Origin of the sequence: Mesorhizobium sp. M0621 (assembly GCF_040320745.1) — a bacterium.
Taxonomy (GTDB): domain Bacteria; phylum Pseudomonadota; class Alphaproteobacteria; order Rhizobiales; family Rhizobiaceae; genus Mesorhizobium.
Genome location: NZ_JAMYQF010000001.1, coordinates 148,787 through 164,292, shown reverse-complemented (window position 1 = coordinate 164,292; position 15,506 = coordinate 148,787). Strand labels below are relative to the sequence as shown.

Below are 15,506 nucleotides of genomic sequence, written 5' to 3'. Positions count from 1 at the left end.
CAATGTCCACAGGTTCGAACGACACCCAGGCCCTTCTCGACGTCCGCGACGTTTCCAAAGCCTTTGGAACCGTCCAGGTCCTGCGTTCGGTCAGCCTGCAAGTGGCGCGCGGCGAGGTGGTGACCGTCATCGGCCCCTCCGGCAGCGGCAAGACCACGCTGCTGCGTTGCGTCAACTTCCTCGAAAGCTACGACAGCGGCTCGATCCGCATCGACGGCAAGGAGGTCGGTTTTCGCGAAACCGGAGCCCGCCAGCGCCGCAGCGAACGCGATCTCGCCGCGATGCGCGCCGAAACCGGCATGGTGTTCCAGAGCTTCAACCTCTTTCCGCACCTGACTGCCGCCGGCAACATCATGCTTGGCCTCACCAAGGTGCGCGGCAAGAGCAGTGCGGAGGCCCGCACCATCGCCGAACACTGGCTCGGCCGGGTCGGCCTCTCCCACAAGGCCGACAGTCTGCCCGCCGAACTGTCCGGTGGCCAGCAGCAGCGCGTCGGCATTGCGCGCGCCGTGGCCATGGGGCCGAAGATCCTGCTTCTCGACGAGATTACCTCCGCGCTCGACCCCGAACTGGTCGGCGAGGTGCTCGAGGTCGTGCGAAGCCTGGCCGAGGACGGCATGACGATGGTGATGGTCACGCACGAAATGGCCTTTGCCCGCGACGCATCGAGCCGCATCGTCTTCATGGCCGATGGAGGCGTCAGCGCGGCGGGCCCGCCCGCCGAAATCCTGGCGGCGGATACCGACAACGAGCGCCTGCGCACCTTCCTGGCACGCTTCCGCGCCTCGCATTTCTAGAACGAGACAGCGAGCGCTGTCGCAAGGAGCCTTCTTTCATGACGCCTTATATCCGGCTCGCCGCGTTGGGCCTGACGCTGCCGGAGCCGCCGACCCCCATCGCCAATTTCGTCACCCATGCCGAAAGCGGCCGGCTGATCTTCCTGTCCGGTCAGGGGCCGCTGCGGACCGACGGCACGTTGTTCACCGGCAAGGTGGGAGATGATGTCACCGTCGAGCAAGCCTATGGCCATGCCCGCCTCACCGGCCTCAATCTGCTCGCCGTCATGCACGCAGCCACCGGCGACCTTGGCCGGATCGTGCGCATCGTCAAGCTGCTCGGCTTCGTCAACGCGATACCGACCTTCAGCGACCACCCGAAAGTGGTCAATGGCTGCTCAGACCTGTTCGCCGATGTATTCGACACCATCGGCGGCCATGCCCGCTCGGCGATCGGCGTAGGTTCCTTGCCCGGAAACATTACCGTCGAAATCGAGGCGGTCGTCGAGATCGCCGCCTGACCCGTTAGAAATGGAATCCGAGAGATGAAAACCACGTCCACCGACGGCTCCAACACCACGATCCGCGAACGGCTCGGCCTTCGCCCGATCATCAACGTCTCCGGCACGATGACGGCGCTCGGCGCGTCGATCATCGTCCCGGAAGCAATCCGCGCCATGTCCGAAATAGCCTCGCAATGGGTTGAGATGGACGATCTGCAGCGTGCCGCAAGCACGATCGTCGCGCGTCTCACCGGCGGCGAGGCCGGTTTCATCACCGCTTGTTGCGCCAGCGGCATCACCATGGCGATCGCCGGTGCGATGACGGGAACCAATTTGCTCGCCATCGAACGCCTGCCGGACGACACCGAAGGGCTGAAATCGGAGGTCATCGTCCAGCTTGGCCACATCGTCAATTACGGCGCGCCGATCGACCAGTCGGTCCGGGTGGCCGGCGCAAAGGTCGTGCCGGCCGGCACCGTCAGCGTTACGCAGGATTACCATGTGCGTGAGGCGATCAACGATCGCACGGCGGCGGGCCTCTATGTCGTCGCCCATCACACCGTGCAGTACGGCATGCTATCCCTGGAGGAATTCTGCGAGATCTGCCACGCCAGGAGTGTCCCGGTCATCGTCGACGCGGCTTCCGAATATGATCTGCGCGGCTTCCTTGCGCGCGGCGCCGACATTGTCATCTACAGCGGGCACAAATTCCTGAGCGGGCCGACCAGCGGCATCGTCACCGGGCGCAAGGATCTGGTTCGAGCCGCCTATCTGCAGAATCGCGGCGTCGCGCGCGCCATGAAGGTCGGCAAGGAAAGCATCGCCGGCACCATGGCCGCACTGGAAGCCTGGGAAAAGCGCGACCACGCAGGCATCCGCCGGCGCGAAGAGGCCGCGCTGAACCTGTGGAAAGACGCGTTGCAGGGGTTGCCGGGCATCGTCGCGAAGATCATCCCCGACCCGACCGCCAACCCTCTGGATCGGCTGCAGATTTTTGTATTGCCCGAAAGCCGGTTCTCGGCGGCCGGTCTCACCTCGGCATTGGCGACGGGCTCGCCGCCGATCATCGTGCGCAACCATGAAGTGGAGCGCGGCCATTTCTTCCTCGACCCCTGCAATCTTCATCCCGGCGAGGCCGAGATCGTCGCCGAACGTCTGCGCGCCATACTGACCGCGGCCGAGCGACCCGCCAATGCCATGAGACCTGCCCGCAAGGATTCATCCGGCGTCCTGCGCTGGCCGGATTGAAACGCCAGGTAGACCATCACCTGAAAATGCGCCGGCCGCGATCGGCGCGCGCCATCACGTGAACGCTCCCCTGACGGGTTCTATGGCCAGGACGTCGGCCAGGAGACTGCCGGCTCCGCCTTTGCGCGGCTCAGCCCGGCCGCCGACGAGGCCAGACAGTCGCCGACCTTCAAAAGAATAACTTTACAAATATTTTAGTATGTGTGAAGTTATGACTATTGAAGGGTCGAACATGACAGCCAATCGCTTCGCCACGCGCCTGAATTCCTTTGCCTCGCGACCACAGGCCGAATGGCCCGACCTCTCCGGCAAGCCCTCGCTACTGCAGATGGCGGCGCGCGCTGCCAAGGTTGCCGGGCTGACCGACCTCGATCTGAACTACCCCGACCATGTCAGCGAAAAGCCTGCTGAAATCGCCCGCAAACTCGGCGACCTCGGCCTTTCCATCAATGGCTTCGCCATGCGCTACTACTCCAACCCGGCCTTCAAGCTCGGCGCTTTCACCAATCCGGACCCGGCGGTACGCCGCGAGGCCATCGACCTGACCAAGGCCGGCATCGACGCCGTGCGTGAAGCCGGTGCCAGCCTGATGACCCTGTGGCTCGGCCAGGACGGCTTCGATTACGCCTTCCAGGCCGACTATGCGACGCTCTGGCAACACGAAGTCGATGGGATTCGTGAAGTAACCGCGCATGATCCTGACTGCCAGATCAGCCTTGAATACAAGCCCAACGAGCCGCGCTCCTATAGCCTGATGCCGGACGCAGCGACGACCTTGCTGGCGATCCGTGACGTTGGCCTGCCCAATCTCGGCGTCACGCTCGATTTCGCCCATGTGCTCTATGCCGACGAGCAGCCGGCCTTTGCAGCAGCCCTGGTGGCGCGTCACAGCAAGCTGCTCGGCGTGCATCTCAACGACGGTTACGCCAAGCGCGACGACGGCCTGATGGTCGGCGCGGTGCACACGCTGCAGACCATCGAACTGCTCAGGCAGATCCGCAGGGACGGCTATGCCGGCGCCATCTATTTCGACACATTCCCCGACATGACAGGGCTCGACCCGGTGCGCGAATGCGAAGTCAACATCGCCACCGTTAAGCGCATGCTGCGCGTCGTCGACCGGCTGGAGCAGGACAATCGCCTGTCCGCCGCCATGGACAGCCAGGACGCGGTGACGTCGCAGGCCATCATCCAGGAAATCATGCTCGGGCCGGACAGCTGAGGCATCCGAGCCATCGCCGTTTTCAACAAGGGAGGAATACAATGAAACTTCTGCTTGCCGCCGCTACCGCCGCACTGATGGCATTATCCATCGGCTCGGCCTTTTCCGCCGATCTCGCGCCGCTCAATTCCGATACGGAAAAGGACCGCATCGACTGGTCGCAGGTCGAGGCCAAATTCGGCACGTTCCCCAAACTGCCCGAAGGAACCAAGGCGGGCGCGGTTTCCAAGACGCTGACCAATGAATACTGGCGCTCGCTGGGAGAGGGCTACAAAGCGTTCGGCGACAAAGTCGGCATTCCCGTCGTCTACCAGGCGGCGCAGAGCGAAGGCGACCAGCTCGGCCAGCTCACTATCGCGGAAGGCCTGGTGACTCAGGGCTACAACGTGCTGCTGGTCTCGCCGCAGACCGATGCCAATCTGCAGCCGATCATGGAGCAGGCCAAGGCCGCCAATGTGCCGGTGGTCAACGTCAATGACGCGGTCATCCCGCAGGCCGAGTACTATGTGGGCAATGTCCAGCGCGACAATGGCGTGCGCGTCGCCAAATGGTTCATCAAGAATCGTCCGGATGGCGGCAAGGTCGCCATCGTCGAAGGCCAGGCCGGCGTCTATGCAGCCGTCCAGCGCACCGATGGCTTCAGGTCCACCATCACCGAAGGGGGCAAGTTCGAGGTCGTCGCCAGTGTTCCCGGCAACTGGGACCGCCAGACCTCCTATGACGCGGCCACCAACATCCTGCAGCAGCACCCCGACCTGATCGGCTTCTATGCCAATAATGACGGTATGGCGCTGGGCATTGTCGAGGCGGTCAAAGCTGCCGGCCTGCAGGACAAGGTTGCCGTTTTCGGCACCGACGGCATTTCCGATGCCTATGCCTCGATTCGCGCCGGCGAACTGACCGGCACGGTCGATAGCTTCCCGGTGCTGACCGGCGAAGTGGCACTGGAAACGGCGCTGCGGCTGGTGGCCGGACAAAAGCTGCCGCGCGTCGTTGCCACGCCGCAGGCACTGATCACCAAGGACAATGCCGACCGCTATTCCGGCACCGGCGCGCGCAAGGCACTGCTCGAGGATGCCGCTGCGGGCCAGTAAGGCCAATCGGCGGGTGCCGGCCAGAGCAATTCGCTCCCGGTCGGCACCCTTGCCCGGAGATAGAACCCAATGTCACCCCGGCTGCAATTCCAGGGCATTTCCAAGCTGTTTCCGGCCGTCCGGGCGCTCAACGACGTGTCGTTCTCGGTCAGTGCCGGTGAAATCCACGGTCTGCTCGGCGAGAACGGAGCCGGCAAGTCGACGCTGCTGCGCATCCTGTCGGGCGTCTACAGGCCGACGGCCGGAAGCGTCCTTATCGACGGCAAGCCGGTGACGCTCGCCAATCCGGTCGCGGCGCGCGCGGCGGGCGTCGCCATGATCCATCAGGAACTGCAGCAGGTGCCGCGCCTCAGCGTTGCCCAGAACATGTTCCTTGGCCATCCGCTGACGCGCGGCATCTTTGTCGCCCGGCGCGAGCAGGAGCGTCGCGCGGCCGAGGCTCTGGCGGCAATAGACCCTTCCATCGACCCAGCCGCTCCACTCGGCACGCTGAAGGTGGCGCAGCGGCAGATCGTCGAGATCGCCCGCGCGCTGCTCGACCGCGCCCGCATCGTCGCCATGGACGAGCCGACATCGAGCCTGACGCCGAGCGAATTCGAACGGCTGGCGCATGTCATCACCGGCCTCGCCCGCGACGGCGTCGCCGTCGTCTATGTCTCGCACAAGCTGGATGAGGTGTTCGGCATCTGCCGGCGCGCCACCATCATGCGTGACGGCGCCGTGGTCGATTCCGTCGATCTGAAAGAGCTGTCGGAGAAAGCGGTCGTGGCGATGATGGTCGGCCGCGAACTGGCACAAGAACACCATAGCTCCCATGCCTCGAACGAGGTGATGCTGAGCATGCGCGACCTCTCCTCCGCAACGAGGGTGCGGAACGTATCGTTCGATCTGCATCGCGGCGAGGTGCTGGGCATTGCCGGCCTGGTCGGCTCTGGCCGCACTGAACTTTTGCGGCTGCTGGCGGGCGCGGATCGCGCCACGGCCGGGACGATCGCCATTGACGGCAAAGCGACGCGCTTCGCCAGTCCGCGCGACGCGATTGCCGCCGGCATAGGCCTGGTCCCGGAGGAGCGCAAGCGCGAAGGCATCGTGCCGCTGCGCTCGATCACCAGCAACATGGCGCTGGCTTCGATGGGTGTGTTCGCGTCGCGCGGCCTCATCGATCACACCAGATTGAAACAGGTGGCAGTCGACAAGATGGGCCGCGTCAATCTGCGCCCATTCCTGCTCGACCGGCCGATCCGCCTGTTCAGCGGTGGCAACCAGCAGAAAGCGATCATCGGCCGCTGGCTGGCGGCCGGAACACGCATCCTTTTGTTCGACGAACCGACGCGCGGCATCGATGTCGGCGCCAAGGCGGAGATCTATCACCTGATCGAGGAACTCGCCGCCGAAGGCCATGCGGTGGTCGTCGTCTCCTCCGAACTCCCCGAGGTGATCCGGCTCGCCGACCGCGTGCTGGTCATGCGCGACGGCACGATCGCGGCCGAACTCCACAGGGGCGATATCAGCGAACAGGCGATCGCGGCGCACGCCATTCCGCAGACGCAAACGCCGGCCGCACAGCCGGCAAGGCAGTAGGTGAAGGATATGTCGGATACCACTCTGGTACGGCCACGGGCCGAATTCCTGCGCGGGGTTTCCATGCGCGACGCCGGCACGCTGATCGGCCTTGTCGTGATCCTCGCCGTCTTCGGCGCGCTGGTGCCCGGCTTCTTTGCCGAGCGCAACCTGATCAACATCCTGCAACAGTCGAGCATCAATGCCTGCCTGGCGCTGGGCATGACGCTGGTCATCATCTCTGGCGGCATCGACCTGTCGGTCGGACCGACGGCAGCCCTTTCGGCCGTCATCTCGGCCTCGATGATGGTCGCCGGTGTGCCGTTTCCGCTCGCCATCGCCGCCGGCTTCGCCATTGGCCTTGCCTGCGGCCTCGTCAACGGCGTGCTCGTCGCCCATGTTGGGCTGCAGCCTTTCATCGTCACATTGGGTACACTCAGCACCTATCGGGCACTGGCGCTGATCTACACCGGCGGCAATCCGGTGCTCGGCCTGCCGGCAGGCTTTCGCGCCGTCTTCAACGGCTCGCTGTTCGGGCTGCCGCTGGCTGTCGTCATCGTGGCCGGTGTGGCGATCGTCGCCTGGGTGGTTTTGAAGAAGACACCCTTCGGCGAATATCTGCTCGCCGTCGGCGGCAATGAGGAGGCTGCCTATATCGCCGGCGTGCCGATCGCCCGCACCAAGATCGCCGCCTACATGATCTCCGGGCTGCTGGCGGCCCTTGCCGCACAAATCCTAATAGGCCGCCTCGGTGCCGCCGAGCCCATCCTCGGCAATCTCTGGGAACTCGATGCTATCGCGGCTGCCGCCATCGGCGGCGCCTCGCTGATGGGCGGCAAGGGCAGTGTCGTCGGCACGATCCTGGGCGCCGTCATCCTCGGCGCCATGCGCAACGGTTTGACGCTGATGAACGTGCAGTCCTTCTATCAGCTTCTGGCAACTGGTCTTATAATCCTCGCCGCGATGCTTATCGATCGCGTGACGAGGGGGCGTGGATGACCTTGAGCGGGCTGGACCTGAAAGCGGTAGGACCGCGCATCCGCATGATGATGCCGCATCTCACCCCGCTGGAGGCGAAGGTGGTGGAAACCGTCTTTGGCCGGCGCGGCTTTGACGAGAGCATTCCGCTGAAGCAGATCGCCGAGGAAGCCGGCGTGTCAGAAGCAATGGTGGTCAAGATCGCCAAGAAGCTCGGCTTTTCCGGCTATCGTGACTTTCGAACCGCCGTCTATGAGTACAGCCGCCTGCCGACCGCCGAGATGCATCAGGAGCTGTCGTCCGACGACAGTTCGGCCGAGATCGTGCAGAAGGTGTTTCGCACCTCCATCCAGGCCCTAGAGGAGACGCTGGCGATCCTCGACATCGAGGATTTCGATCGCGCCGCCGATCTTCTCTACCGTGCGAAGAACCGGGATTTCTATGGCGTCGGCGGTTCGGCGCAGATTGCGCGCGACGTCTCGCACAAGTTCCTGCGCATCGGCATTCGCGCATCCGTCTACGACGATTCGCACATGATGTTGATGTCGGCCTCGCTGCTCGGCGGCGACGACATCGCCGTCGGCTTCTCGCATTCGGGTAACACCTCTGCCGTCATCGACGCCATCCAGCTGGCCCGCAAGAACGGCGCAAGGACGCTGGCCATCACCAATTACGACAACTCGCCGCTGGCCTCAGTCGCCGACATCGTGCTGTGCTCGACCGCGCAGGGCTCGCCGCTGATGGGCGAGAACGCGGCGGCGCGCATTGCCCAGCTCAACATCCTCGACGCGCTGTTCGTCGCGGTGGCGCAGCGCGACTACCAGGCGGCGGAGCGCAACCTCGGCCGCACCATGTCGGCGGTGGCATCGAAACGAAAAGACCGGGGCTCATGAGGACACCGCCGCTGGTCACCGTGTTCGGCAGCCTGCACTACGACATCATGGTCGACGCGCCCGACCGCCCACGCAAGGGCGAGACGGTGACCGGCCATGCCTGGCACCCGAAATGTGGCGGCAAGGGCGGCAATCAGGCTGTCTCGGCGGCAAGGGCCGGGGTGCGCGCGGCGATGATCGGCGCGGTCGGCGACGACGATTTCGGGCAGGCGCTGCTGGCCAATCTCGATCGCGCCAGGGTCGATCGTCGTTTCGTACGGGTGGCCGCAGGTGCCGGCTCCGGAATGAGCGTGGCGATCTTCGACCAAGGCGGCGATTATGGCGCGGTGATCGTCTCGGGCAGCAATCTCACGCTGGGCGATGCCGATATTGCCGCCGCTTCCGAAATAGTGTCCCAAACGGCGGTGCTCCTGTTGCAGAACGAAGTGCCGGAAGCCGCCAACGTTGCCGCCGCACGCGCGGTCAAGGCGCAGGGCGGCCGCATCGTGCTCAACGCGGCGCCGGCGCGCAAACTCTCCGGCGAGTTGACCGCGCTGGTCGACATATTGGTGGTCAACGCCATCGAGGCGGAGTTCCTTGCCGGCATGGCGGTGGTCGAGACGCTGGACGGTGCCGCGCAAGCCGCGCGGCTGCTGGCCGATCTTTGGCCTGTCGCGATTGTCACGGCGGGCGGCGAAGGTGTCGCCTGCCGCGAGCGGACCGGCGAGGCCTTCGCGCTGCCGGCCATTCCGGTCGAGGTCGTCAGCACGCATGGCGCCGGCGATGAATTCGTCGGTGCGCTGGCCGCGGGGCTTGCCCGTGGGGAGACCATGCAAGCGGCCGTCACCGCCGCCAATGCGGCTTCGGCCTTGCTGGTCTCGACACCCGAGGCCGAGCGCGACGGCATCTGACAGGCTGGTTTCCACCTTGCCAAACCGCTGCGGCGGCCGCCTATCCTTGCGGCTTGGCGCGAATTCCGCTAAGGCGCGCCTTTGTCGCCGGGAAACACGGACTTGGACGATCAACGCGCCGACGTCGCCATCATCATGGGCAGCCAGTCCGACTGGGCGACGATGCGCCATGCGGCCGAAACGCTGGAAGCACTCGGCATTCCGCACAAGCGGCTGATCGTCTCCGCGCATCGCACGCCGGACCGGCTCTACGATTTCGCCAAAGGCGCCAAGGCGGCCGGCTACAAGGTGATCATCGCCGGCGCCGGCGGTGCCGCGCACCTGCCCGGCATGACGGCCGCGATGACGCCGCTGCCGGTATTCGGCGTGCCGGTGGAATCGAAGGCGCTTTCCGGCCAGGATTCGCTGCTGTCCATCGTCCAGATGCCCGCTGGCATTCCCGTGGGGACGCTGGCCATCGGCAAGGCCGGTGCCACCAACGCAGCCCTTCTGGCCGCCGCCGTGCTGGCGCTGAACGATCACAAGCTCGCCGTCCGTCTGGATGCCTGGCGCGCCGCGCAGACCGCCAAGGTCGCGACCGAACCGACGGACACGCCGTGAGCCTGCCTGCTGGATCGACCATCGGCATCATTGGCGGCGGCCAACTCGGCCGCATGCTGGCTGTTGCCGCCGCCCGCCTCGGCTACCGCACGGTGGTGCTGGAGCCGCAAGCGGATTGCCCGGCGGCGCAGGTCGCCAACCGGCAGATAACGGCTGCCTATAACGACCCAGCAGCCCTTGCCGAACTGGCAGCGTCGAGTTCCGTCGTTACCTACGAGTTCGAGAACGTGCCGGTTGCGGCCGCCAGCGCGCTTGCCATCCAGGTTCCGGTTTATCCGCCGGCGCGGGCGCTTGATGTGGCGCAGGATCGGATGAGCGAGAAGACATTCCTCAATGCCATCGGCATTGCCACCGCGGATTTCCACGCCGTCGACAATGATGACGAACTGACGGCAGCACTGAAAGCATTCGACGGCAGCGGCATCCTGAAGACGCGCCGCATGGGCTATGACGGCAAGGGCCAGCGCGTCTTCCGCAACATGGAAACGGGCGGTTTCGCCGGCACCTGCGAGGCGATGGGCAATGTGCCGCTGATCCTGGAGTCCTTCGTGCCATTCGAGCGCGAGATCTCGGTGATCGCGGCGCGTGGGCTGGACGGCGCGGTCGCCGCCTACGATCCGGCCGAGAATATCCACCGCAACGGCATTCTCCACACATCGACCTTGCCGGCCGCCATTATGCCCAAAACGGCGGAAGCGGCGCGAGCAGCGGCATCGAAGATCCTGTCGGCGCTGAACTATGTCGGCGTCATCGGCGTCGAGTTCTTCGTGCTCGCCGACGGCTCGTTGCTGGCCAACGAGATCGCGCCGCGCGTGCACAATTCCGGTCATTGGACGGAGGCAGCCTGCATCGTTTCGCAGTTCGAGCAGCATATCCGCGCGGTTGCCGGCCTGCCGCTGGGAAGTCCGGACCGCCATTCCGACTGCGTGATGGAGAACCTGATCGGCGACGATGTGCTGCGTGTTCCGGCCCTGCTTGCCGAACCGGATCTGATGCTGCATCTCTATGGCAAGGCCGAGGCGCGGCCCGGCCGCAAGATGGGCCATTTCACCCGGATCAGCCGTCGCGCCTGATAACGCCGTCTATTGCACCTCGTCGCTCTCGTCCTCGTCGGGACTGGCGCAATCCACATCGCCTTCCTCGCAATTGGCCAAGGCGGCAAGCTGCTTGACGCGATCATTCGTCAATCTGGTCAGGCATTGCGAAACCTCCATCGGATGGATCGAGCCGCCCTCACTGGCTGCGGTGGAATGCGCGCACTCGGCGTCGCGAAACGTGATCCAGGCGCGTTGCGCCACCTGCAGCAATCTCTTGCTGTCGGCGTCACCCGCGCTGATGAGGTCCTGGTAGGCCGTGTTGAGCCTGGCGTCGGCCGCTTGATAATCCTCGCCGGCACAGATGTTCATCATCTGCTGACCGTCGTCGCTGCGGTCGCACTCCTGCGCTCGGGCAGCCGAGGCTCCCGCCAGTAGGACAAGGCAGGCGGACAGGAAAAATCGGCGCATAGTCATCCCCAAATCATTTCATGGCGGCAGCATCATCCCAGCCGGTCCGGGGCCGCGCAATGCCGCCAGATGGAGATGGCGGATATTTGATGATAGGGATGAATCACATCCGCTATGGACGCTTGCGGTTGACACGGACAAGGCTCCTCGTTTATGAGCCACCCACAGTTCAAAGGCGCGTCTTCTGGCGCGCCTTAAAATTTCGACCCGGACCGGGTCCACACCGACAGGCAAGACCATGAAGATCAAGAATTCGCTCAAGGCGCTGAAGGCGCGTCACCGCGACAACCAGCTGGTTCGCCGCAAGGGCCGCATCTACATCATCAACAAGACCGCCCCGCGCTACAAGGCACGCCAGGGCTGAGTTTAGGGCTGGAGGCTGTTGCCTCCGCCTGTTGATGCTTGTTGCCCGCCTGCCGGCCCCTTCACGCCAAATTCAGTTTGACGTTCCGCCGCCCGGGATTAGAGTCCGGCGATGCGGATTCTTTTTGCATTTTTGACATCTCTGCTTGTTTCCGGTGCCGTTTGTGGCCCGGCGCGGGCGGATGATGCTGTCGCTCCGCCGGCCACCCAGAACGCGCCACCGGTGGCAATGACGAAACAGGCCCGTCTCGACCAGCTGTTCGGTGACCTGAAGCGTGAGCGCAACGAAAAGGCAGCCGAGCGCATTGCCGGCAACATCTGGAATGAGTGGTCCCAGTCCGGCAGCGCCTCGATCGACCTGATGATGCAATGGTCGCAGAAGGCCGTCGAAGGCCAGAAATTCGACGTTGCGCTCGATTTCCTCGACCAGGTCGTGACCTTGCAGCCGACCTATGCCGAAGGCTGGAATCGGCGCGCCACCGTGCATTTCATGATGAAAAACTACGGCAAGTCGATGTCCGACATCGATCATACGCTGCAGCTCGAGCCGCGCCATTTCGGCGCGCTCTCCGGCCTGGCGCAGATCATGGCGCTGACCGGCCACAAGCAATCGGCACTCGAGGCCTGGCAGAAGGTTCTGGCGATCTATCCAATGATGCGCAGCGCCCAGGACCAGGTCGGCACGCTTTCGGAAGAGCTTGCTGGAGAAGGCATTTAAGGGAATAGGCAGTAGGGATTAGGCAGTAGGCGCAGATCGCGTTACGCACATTCCTACTGCCTAGTGCCTATTCCCTATTCGCTACTGCACAACTTATCCCCGTCCACCCCCGTATCTCTCCCCATGAACCTGATCTACGCCGCCCTTGCCTTTCTGATGGCGCTTGTCTTCGGCTTTGTCGGCGTCACCCGCGCCGGCTCATGGCTGATCGAACGCCGCAATCCGTCGATTGGCGAGTTTGCCGACATCGATGGCGCCCGCATCCACTATGTCCATATTCCGGGCCCCGCTAACGCCGAATTGCCGCCGATCGTCTTCATCCACGGCGCCAGCGCCAATCTCAGGGATCAGATGCTGCCGCTGCGGCCATTGCTCGAAGGCCGCGCCGAAATGCTGTTCTTCGACCGGCCAGGCCACGGCTGGTCGGGTCGTGGTCCCGGCAACAACGAGGACCCGTCGGCGCAGGCCAACACCATCGCCGCGTTGATGGACCGTCTTGGCATCAGGAAGGCTGTTGTCGTCGGCCATTCCTTCGGTGGTGTGGTGACATCGGCCTTCGGCCGCGGGCATCCCGACAGGACGCTTGGCCTGGTCTTTCTGGCGCCGGCAACCCATCCATGGCCGGGCGGCGCAACCTCCTGGTATTACGATCTGACGACCATTCCGGTGATCGGCTGGCTGTTTTCAGAGACGCTGACCTATCCGACGGCAACGCTGCGGATGGAAGACGCCACGACCTGCGTCTTCTCGCCCAACAAGGTGCCGGACAACTATATCGACGCGGCCTCTATCCCGTTGGTCCTGCGGCCATCGGCCTTTCGTGCCAACGCCACCGATGTCGCCGGGCTCTATCGCTACGCCCTTGGCGCCGCACCGCACTACAATCAGATCAAGGCCCCAACCGTGGTCATTTCGGGTGATCGCGACAAGGTCGTCTATGCGGAGATTCACTCGATCGGCCTCCAGCGCGACATACCGGGCGCCCAACTCATCTGGGTGCACAATCTCGGCCACAAACCGGACTGGATTGCGCCCGACCTGGCCGTCGGCGCCATCGAGAAGGTCGCTGGCAAGAAGATCGACCTGCAGGCAATGGCCAAGACAGTGGAAGCGCGCATTGCCGGCGATGCTTATGGCGCCGGCAGATGCGCTGATATCAAGCTGCCGCAGGCCGAACTCGCGCCGACCTGATCACGCCTGCCGGTTCGGACGGTCGATCTAACGGCTCGTCTGCACGTCCGATCCGACATAGGCGATGCGCAGCATGTTGGTCGAGCCTGGCGTCCTCAGCGGCACGCCGGCAGTGATGATGACGCGGTCGCCGGGCTTGCCGAAGCCTTCCTCGAAGGCGATGCGGCAGGCGCGGTCGACCATGTCGTCAAGATCGATTGCGTCGGGTGAGACGACGCAATGCGTGCCCCATAGCAGCGACAGCCGCCGCGCCGTGTTGACGATCGGCGACAGCGCGATGATCGGCACTTGCGGACGCTCGCGGGCGGCGCGCAGGCCCGTGGTGCCGGACGCCGTGTAGGTGATGATCGCCGACAGCTTCAGCGTTTCGGCGATCTCACGCGCGGCCAGCGAAATGGCGTCGGCACCGGTCGCTTCCGGCTCGGAACGCTGGGCGTTGATGATGCCGGCATAGGTCGGATCGGTTTCGACCTTGGTGGCGATACGGTTCATCATCGCCACGGCTTCGACGGGATAGGCGCCCGCCGCCGATTCCGCCGACAGCATGATGGCATCGGCGCCTTCGAAGACTGCGGTCGAAACATCCGATACCTCGGCGCGGGTCGGCACGGGTGCTGTGATCATCGATTCCAGCATCTGTGTCGCAACCACCACCGGCTTGCCGGCGCGGCGCGCCGCGCGCGTGATCTGCTTCTGGATGCCGGGCACCGCCTCGAGCGGCATCTCGACGCCGAGATCGCCGCGGGCGACCATCAGCGCGTCGGACAGTTCGATGATCTCGGCCAACCGGGTGACAGCCTGCGGCTTTTCGATCTTGGCCATGATCAGCGCCCGGCCGCGCGCGATCTTGCGCGCCTCGGCCAGATCCTCCGGCCGCTGCACGAAGGACAACGCAACCCAGTCTACGCCTGTGGCCAGCACGGCATCGAGATCCTTGCGGTCCTTCTCGGTGAGCGCACCGACCGGCAGGTCGGTGTCGGGCAGGCTGACGCCCTTCTTGTCGGAGATCGTGGTGCCGGCGACGACGGTGCAGACGATCGACTTGCCGTTGCTCTTCACCGCCTTCAGCTCGAGCTTGCCATCATCGATCAGCAGGCGATGACCGGCTTCGACCGAGGTCAGGATTTCCGGATGCGGCAGATAGACCCTGGTCGAGGTGCCGGGCTCGAGATTGTCGTCGAGCGTGAAGGTCTGGCCGACGGTCAGCACTTCCTTGCCATTGGCGAACTTGCCGACGCGCAGCTTAGGCCCTTGCAAGTCGGCCAGGATGCCGATCGGCCGGCCAACCGCTTCCTCGACAGTGCGGATGCGTCCGACCAGCGTGCGCATCAGTTCGTGATCGGTATGGCTCATATTGATGCGGAACACATCGGCGCCAGCTTCGAACAGTTTCTTCAGCATCTCCTCCGACGAGGAGGCCGGACCGATGGTGGCTAGGATCTTGACCTTGCGGCTACGTCTCATTGACTGTTTGTTCCCGGGGCGGCTGGAGCGCCTCCCGTTGTGGACTCATCGGTCAGCTGGACCATCCAGCTTGCCTGTTCGCCCGTGTCATATTCCTGGAATCCGGCGCGCTGAAAGCCCCGGGCGACGCAATCGGTTACGCCGGCGATCTTGAACTCTTTTTCAGCCACGCACATGTTGATCGGGCCGTCCCAGCGACCACCGCGCTCGGCGTCTTCTGCATAAAGATAGTAAAACCTTGATGACAGCGGCCCTTCGATCAGCGTCTTGCAGCTCGATCCCTCGATGTGCCACCAGCCCTCGGTGATCCAACCGGCCCTGGCGCGATAGCCGATACCGACGCCGACCAGGTTCTGCGTGGCGTTGCAGACACGGAAATCGGCACGCGCCGGCGAGGCCATGACCATCGCCGACAGGCCGACGACAAGGATCAGGAGCGGCATGGCAAAGGCAGAGCGCGTGCGCTGCCTGCCGGCGGAACCCATCCGAAAACCCCTCAAG

Annotated in this window: 17 protein-coding genes; 14 read left to right on the top strand and 3 right to left on the bottom strand. The window is 64.4% G+C overall.

The genetic code is table 11. The features are described from left to right. Window positions 1–2: 2 nt before the first annotated feature. From NKI38_RS00850 to NKI38_RS00800, 11 genes are all read left to right on the top strand, one after another. Entirely contained in the window at window positions 3–797 is a 795-nt protein-coding gene (locus tag NKI38_RS00850) for an amino acid ABC transporter ATP-binding protein (protein WP_352654002.1), read from the top strand. Window positions 798–835: 38 nt separating this feature from the next. Then, on the top strand, window positions 836–1,297 hold the full coding sequence (locus NKI38_RS00845) for a RidA family protein (RefSeq protein WP_352654000.1): 462 nt from the start codon (window positions 836–838) through the stop codon (window positions 1,295–1,297). Between the two features lie 24 nt (window positions 1,298–1,321). After that, window positions 1,322–2,527: an aminotransferase class V-fold PLP-dependent enzyme gene (locus NKI38_RS00840; protein WP_352653998.1), complete on the top strand. Its 1,206-nt coding sequence runs from the start codon at window positions 1,322–1,324 to the stop codon at window positions 2,525–2,527. Window positions 2,528–2,759: 232 nt separating this feature from the next. Further along, entirely contained in the window at window positions 2,760–3,749 is a 990-nt protein-coding gene (locus NKI38_RS00835) for a sugar phosphate isomerase/epimerase family protein (protein WP_352653996.1), read from the top strand. 41 nt (window positions 3,750–3,790) lie between these two features. Beyond that, window positions 3,791–4,843 (top strand): sugar ABC transporter substrate-binding protein, encoded by a 1,053-nt coding sequence (locus NKI38_RS00830; RefSeq protein ID WP_352653995.1) that lies wholly within the window; start codon window positions 3,791–3,793, stop codon window positions 4,841–4,843. A gap of 69 nt (window positions 4,844–4,912) precedes the next feature. Next, a complete protein-coding gene (locus NKI38_RS00825) occupies window positions 4,913–6,424 on the top strand; it encodes a sugar ABC transporter ATP-binding protein (protein WP_352653993.1) in 1,512 nt (503 codons plus the stop codon). Between the two features lie 9 nt (window positions 6,425–6,433). Then, window positions 6,434–7,402, top strand: a complete 969-nt coding sequence (locus NKI38_RS00820) for an ABC transporter permease (protein ID WP_352653991.1) — start codon at window positions 6,434–6,436, stop codon at window positions 7,400–7,402. Then, a complete protein-coding gene (locus NKI38_RS00815) occupies window positions 7,399–8,274 on the top strand; it encodes a MurR/RpiR family transcriptional regulator (RefSeq protein ID WP_352632815.1) in 876 nt (291 codons plus the stop codon). Before NKI38_RS00820 ends, NKI38_RS00815 begins: the two co-directional genes overlap by 4 nt. Then, a complete protein-coding gene (locus NKI38_RS00810; RefSeq protein WP_352653989.1) occupies window positions 8,271–9,164 on the top strand; it encodes a ribokinase in 894 nt (297 codons plus the stop codon). Before NKI38_RS00815 ends, NKI38_RS00810 begins: the two co-directional genes overlap by 4 nt. Window positions 9,165–9,266: 102 nt before the next feature. Next, a complete protein-coding gene (purE, locus tag NKI38_RS00805; protein ID WP_352653987.1) occupies window positions 9,267–9,764 on the top strand; it encodes a 5-(carboxyamino)imidazole ribonucleotide mutase in 498 nt (165 codons plus the stop codon). Further along, complete coding sequence (locus NKI38_RS00800) at window positions 9,761–10,837, top strand: 5-(carboxyamino)imidazole ribonucleotide synthase (RefSeq protein ID WP_352653985.1); 1,077 nt, start codon at window positions 9,761–9,763, stop codon at window positions 10,835–10,837. The genes purE and NKI38_RS00800 overlap by 4 nt, the downstream gene beginning before the upstream one ends. Before the next feature lie 9 nt (window positions 10,838–10,846). On the opposite strand, the gene NKI38_RS00795 is transcribed toward NKI38_RS00800, so the two are convergent. Continuing rightward, the gene (locus NKI38_RS00795; protein ID WP_352653984.1) at window positions 10,847–11,269 is read right to left on the bottom strand and encodes a lysozyme inhibitor LprI family protein; all 423 of its coding nucleotides are present in this window, start codon (window positions 11,267–11,269) and stop codon (window positions 10,847–10,849) included. A 238-nt stretch (window positions 11,270–11,507) separates the two neighbouring features. Between NKI38_RS00795 and ykgO the strand changes: the two genes are divergently transcribed. From ykgO to NKI38_RS00780, 3 genes are all read left to right on the top strand, one after another. Next, window positions 11,508–11,633: a type B 50S ribosomal protein L36 gene (ykgO, locus tag NKI38_RS00790; protein ID WP_006203764.1), complete on the top strand. Its 126-nt coding sequence runs from the start codon at window positions 11,508–11,510 to the stop codon at window positions 11,631–11,633. 111 nt (window positions 11,634–11,744) lie between these two features. Further along, window positions 11,745–12,350, top strand: a complete 606-nt coding sequence (locus NKI38_RS00785; RefSeq protein ID WP_352653982.1) for a tetratricopeptide repeat protein — start codon at window positions 11,745–11,747, stop codon at window positions 12,348–12,350. Window positions 12,351–12,473: 123 nt separating this feature from the next. Further along, the gene (locus tag NKI38_RS00780) at window positions 12,474–13,541 is read left to right on the top strand and encodes an alpha/beta fold hydrolase (protein WP_352653980.1); all 1,068 of its coding nucleotides are present in this window, start codon (window positions 12,474–12,476) and stop codon (window positions 13,539–13,541) included. Window positions 13,542–13,568: 27 nt separating this feature from the next. Here NKI38_RS00780 and pyk read toward each other — a convergent pair whose 3' ends face one another. Continuing rightward, window positions 13,569–15,005, bottom strand: coding sequence for a pyruvate kinase (gene pyk, locus NKI38_RS00775; protein ID WP_352653978.1), 1,437 nt, complete (start codon window positions 15,003–15,005; stop codon window positions 13,569–13,571). Continuing rightward, window positions 15,002–15,448 carry a DUF1036 domain-containing protein gene (locus tag NKI38_RS00770; RefSeq protein WP_352654218.1) on the bottom strand — a complete coding sequence of 149 codons (447 nt, stop codon included), beginning with the start codon at window positions 15,446–15,448 and terminating at the stop codon, window positions 15,002–15,004. The genes pyk and NKI38_RS00770 overlap by 4 nt, the downstream gene beginning before the upstream one ends. Window positions 15,449–15,506 lie beyond the last annotated feature (58 nt).